The 4440-nt window shown below is 74.0% G+C and carries 2 protein-coding genes and 2 pseudogenes; 3 read left to right on the top strand and 1 reads right to left on the bottom strand.

Annotation, left to right across the window (positions count from 1 at the left end):
• The coding region (locus SSNG_RS05300; RefSeq protein ID WP_165364974.1) for a fibronectin type III domain-containing protein at positions 1 to 626 on the bottom strand (626 nt) is incomplete at its 3' end.
• Between the two features lie 196 nt (positions 627 to 822).
• On the opposite strand from SSNG_RS05300, the pseudogene SSNG_RS05295 reads away from it, so the two are divergent.
• The 3 genes and pseudogenes from SSNG_RS05295 to SSNG_RS05285 all read left to right on the top strand — a co-directional run bounded on the left by SSNG_RS05295 (position 823) and on the right by SSNG_RS05285 (position 4336).
• Positions 823 to 2420: pseudogene (locus tag SSNG_RS05295) on the top strand (ABC transporter substrate-binding protein).
• A 92-nt stretch (positions 2421 to 2512) separates the two neighbouring features.
• Positions 2513 to 3477 (top strand): annotated as a pseudogene (locus SSNG_RS05290) (ABC transporter permease).
• Positions 3470 to 4336, top strand: a complete 867-nt coding sequence (locus tag SSNG_RS05285) for an ABC transporter permease (protein ID WP_007262765.1) — start codon at positions 3470 to 3472, stop codon at positions 4334 to 4336. The pseudogene SSNG_RS05290 and the gene SSNG_RS05285 overlap by 8 nt, the downstream one beginning before the upstream one ends.
• The last annotated feature ends 104 nt before the right edge of the window (positions 4337 to 4440 follow it).

The raw sequence follows: 4440 nt of genomic DNA, 5'->3' as shown, positions 1-4440 counted from the left end.
GGGAGGAGTTGTCGGAGCCGTCGCGGGCGCGGACGGTGAACACGTAGGCGGTGCAAAAAAAAAACCCGGTGACGGTGGCGGACCCGTCCCGTGCCGGGGGCGGTGTGGACGCGCACCCCGGCATGGTAGAGGTCGTACGCGCTCACGCCGGTGTCGTCGGTCGCCGCGCCCCAGCTCAGCCGGGCCTCGTGGGGTCCCTCGGCGCGGCCGGTGGCGGTGGGCGGGGCGGTGGGGGCCCGGTGGTCCTCCGCCCTGGCCGCCGGGGTGGTCACCCCGGCGGGGGCGCTGAGCGGGGAGCGGTTCCCTGCGGCGTCCTTGGCGCGGACGGTGAAGGTGTACGCCGTCCCCGGGGCGAGGCCGGTGATGTCGGTCATGGTCTTGTCGGCGGGGAGTTCCCGGACCAACTGGCCTCCCTGGAACACCTGGTAGCCGCTGACCCCGTCCGCGGTGGCGGGCGTGCGCCACATCACGTGGACCGAAGTGGCGCTGCCCGCCTGCGCGGTGAGCCCGCTGGGGGCCGGCGGGGGCCGGGTGTCGCCGTCCGCGCCGCACGCGGCCAGGGCGGCGGCCAGGCCGAGGGCGAGCGCCGCCGCCCCGGCGCGGCTCGGGGAGGTGGTGCCGCGCACGGGATGCCCCTTCCGGCATGGGTCCGTTATTGGTCTAGACATATATGGCACGGCCGGGGCGGGCCCACAAGACCCCGCGGCCGTCGGCCGCGGCCGGGGGTGCCGCTCTGGGCGGGTTCGTCTTCATCTGCTCTCGTCTGGCATTATTGCGATCTCTTTGCAATAACGGATGGTTTTGAACAGGGATGTGTGCAGCATGACGGCCCGGACAGTACGGGGAGCAGCCGGCGCGACGCTCGCCACCGCGCTCATCACGGGCCTGGCGGCCTGCTCGAACCCATCGGGAGCCGCCTCGCCGGCGGACTCCGCGGTGGTCGGCATCGCGACCGAGCCGGAAAGCCTCAGTCCGCTGCTCGGCTACGGCAAGGACGGCAACTCCAAGATCTTCGACGGGCTGCTCACCCACGACGCGGACATGAAGCTGAAGCCCGCGCTCGCCGAGGCCCTGCCCGAGGTCTCCGCCGACGGCCGCACGTACACGTACAAGCTGCGCCGGGGCGTGGAGTTCAGCGACGGGGAGCCCTTCACCGCCAAGGACGTCGAGTTCACCTACCGGACCATCCTCGACCCGAAGACCAACAACGCCTCCAAGACCGAGCTGGACGCCGTCGAGAGCGTCACCGCGCAGGGCGCCGACACGGTGGTCTTCACCCTCAAGTACCCCTACGCCCCGTTCGCCGAGCGGACCGTACTGCCCATCGCCCCCGAGCACGTCGCGGGCCGCCAGGACGTCAACAGCGGCGAGTTCACCACGAAGCCCCGTCGGTACCGGCCCCGTACCTGCTGACCGGCTGGTCCAAGGGCGAGAAGATCAGCTTCCGGGCCAACCCCCGCTACTGGGGCGGCGAGCCCGCCGTGAAGAAGTTCACCATGGCCGTCGTCAAGGACGACGACGTCCGCGCCACCCGGCTGCGCGCCGGGGAGCTGGACGCCGCCATCCTGCCCCCGAACCTCGCCCGGGGCTTCGCGCAGGACAAGGCGCGCAAGACCTTCGCCGCCAAGACCTTCGACTACCGCAACGTGACCCTCCCGACGCACCACCCCGTCACCGGTGACGTGGCCGTGCGCCGGGCGCTGGACATCGCCGTCGACCGGCAGGCCATGGTCGACAAGCTCCTCGACGACGCGGGCAAGGCCGCCTACGGGCCCGTGCCCACCGACAGCCGCTGGTTCACCCCGGGCACGGAGCGCCCGTACGACCTCGAACGGGCCAAGCAGATCCTCGACGAGGCCGGCTGGAAGCCCGGCGGCGACGGCATCCGCGCCAAGGACGGGGTCCGCGCCTCGTTCCCCCTCTGGTACACCTCCGGCGACAAGATCCGCCAGGACCACGCGCTGGCCTTCGCCTCCGACGCGAAGAAGGCCGGCATCGAGGTCAAGACCGAGGCCGGGACCTGGGAGGTCATCGAGCCCCGGATGAAGACCGACGCCGTCCTCGCCGGCGGCGGCTCCCCGGCCGACCCCGACTTCGACCAGTACCAGCTGCTGACCTCCTCCCTCGCGGGCGACGGCTTCAACAACATGGCCCAGTACGCCAACCCGGCCGTCGACCGCGCCGTGGCCGACGGCCGCACCAGCGGCGACCCGGCCGCCCGCAAGGCCGCCTACGACACCGTGCAGCGCGAACTCGTCCAGAACCCGGGCTACGTGTTCCTCACCCACATCGACCACCTCTACGTGGTGAACGACAAGTGGGAGGGCCCCTCCACCCAGGTCGAGCCGCACGACCACGGCCTCGGCTCCGGCCCCTGGTGCAACGTCGAGAGCTGGAAGCCGAAGCAGAGGGAGAATTAAGAGGACACCGTCCGGGGCGCAGCCGTTCGGAGAGCAGCCGTCCGGGCCGCAACCGTCCGGGACGCCGCCCCGGCCTCCCGCCCTGGGGGCCGATGGCGCGGATGGCGGGACGGCGGACCCTGTCCGCCGTCCCCGTCCTCCTCGCCGTCACCTTCGGGGTCTTCGCCGTCGCCGCACTGTCCCCCTTCGACCCCGTCAAGGCCTACGCCGGCACCGCCGGACTCACCGCCTCCCAGGCCGAACTCGACCAGCTGCGCGCCAACCTCGGCGTCGACCGGCCCTTCCCCGCCCGGTGGTGGGACTGGCTCACCTCCGCGCTCACCGGCGACCTCGGCGACTCCGCCGTGATGCGCCAGCCCGTCGCCGACGTCATCGCCGAACGCGTGGGCTGGTCCGCGCTCCTCGCCGGGTCCGCCTTCGCCGTGGCCGTCCTGCTGGGCACGCTGCTCGGGCTGCTCGCCGCCCGCCGCCAGGGCGGGGCCCTGGACCGGGCCGCGTCCGGCCTCGCCTACACCCTGGAGGCGGCCCCCGCCTTCTGGCTCGGGCTGCTCGCCGTCTGGTTCTTCTCGGTACGGCTCGGCGCACTGCCCTCGGGCGGGCTCCCGTCGCCGCCGACGACACCGTCACCCTCGCGGGGGTCGCCTCCCACCTGGTGCTGCCCGCACTGGTCCTCGGCGTCTCCCAGTTCCCCTGGTTCTTCCTCTACGTACGCCAGGGCGTCGCCGACGCCCTGGCCGAAGACCCCGTACGCGGCGCCCGCGCGCGGGGCCTGTCCGAGCGGCGGGTCCTGCTGGGCCACGGGCTGCGCTCCGGCATGCTGCCCATGCTCACCCTCATCGGCTCCCGCGTCCCGGAGCTGATCACCGGCGCCCTGCTCGTCGAGACCGTCTTCAGCTGGCCCGGCGTCGCCGCCGCCACCGTCACCGCCGCCACCTCCGTGGACTTCCCGCTGCTGGCCGCGCTCACCGTCCTGGCCACCGCCGCCGTACTCGCCGGCAACCTGCTGTCCGACCTGCTGTACGGGCTGGCCGACCCGAGGGTGGGCTTCGATGGCTGACACCGCCTGGCGCCGGCACGGCCCGGACCGCAGCTCCACCCGCGCCCTGCGCGTGCGCACCGCGGCCGCCGTCACCGCCCTCCTCGTCCTCGCCGTCCTGCTGGTACCCGCGCTGGTCCGGTTCGACCAGCAGGCCGTGGACCTCTCCGCGAAGCTGCTGCCGCCCTCCTGGCAGCACCCCTTCGGCACCGACGACCTCGGCCGCGACCTGCTGCTGCGCTGCGTCCACGGACTGCGCGTCTCCCTGCTGGTCGGCGTGGTCGCGGCGCTCGTCGCCACCGTCCTCGGCACCGCCGTCGGCGCCGCCGCCGGAGCCCTCGGCGGCCGCACCGACCGGCTCCTGATGCGGGCCGTCGACGCCCTCTCCGCCATCCCGCACCTGCTGCTCGGGATCTTCGTCGTGGCCCTGTTCCGGCCGGGCATCTGGCCCGTCGTGGTGTCGGTCGCGCTCACCCACTGGCTCTCCACCGCCCGCATCGTGCGCGCCGAGGTGCTCTCGCTCCGCGGCCGCCCCTACGTGGACGCGGCCGTCTCCGGCGGTGCCTCCCGATGGCGGGTCACCGTCCGCCACCTGGTCCCCGGCGTGCTCCCGCAGGCCGGACTGGCGGCGGTGCTGATGATCCCGCACGCCATGTGGCACGAGTCCGCGCTGTCCTTCCTCGGCCTCGGCCTGCCCGCCCACCAGGCCAGCCTGGGCACCCTCGTCCAGGCCGGCCGCGGCTCGCTGCTCGCCGGCGACTGGTGGCCCACCCTCTTCCCCGGCCTGCTGCTGATCGTCCCCACCCTGGCCATCGCCGGCCTCGCGGGCGCCTGGCGCGACCGCCTGAGCCCCCGCCGCCGCTCGGAGCTGACCCTGTGACCCCGCAGCACCCCGCACCCGCACCCTCGTCCCTGCCGGGAGGCGACCCCCAGCCCCGGACCGCGCCCGGGTCCGCATCCGGCTCCGGCACCGCGCCCGGGTCC

Source organism: Streptomyces sp. C, assembly GCF_000158895.1.
Classification (GTDB): domain Bacteria; phylum Actinomycetota; class Actinomycetes; order Streptomycetales; family Streptomycetaceae; genus Streptomyces; species Streptomyces racemochromogenes.
This window is presented reverse-complemented; position numbering and strand designations above follow the sequence as displayed.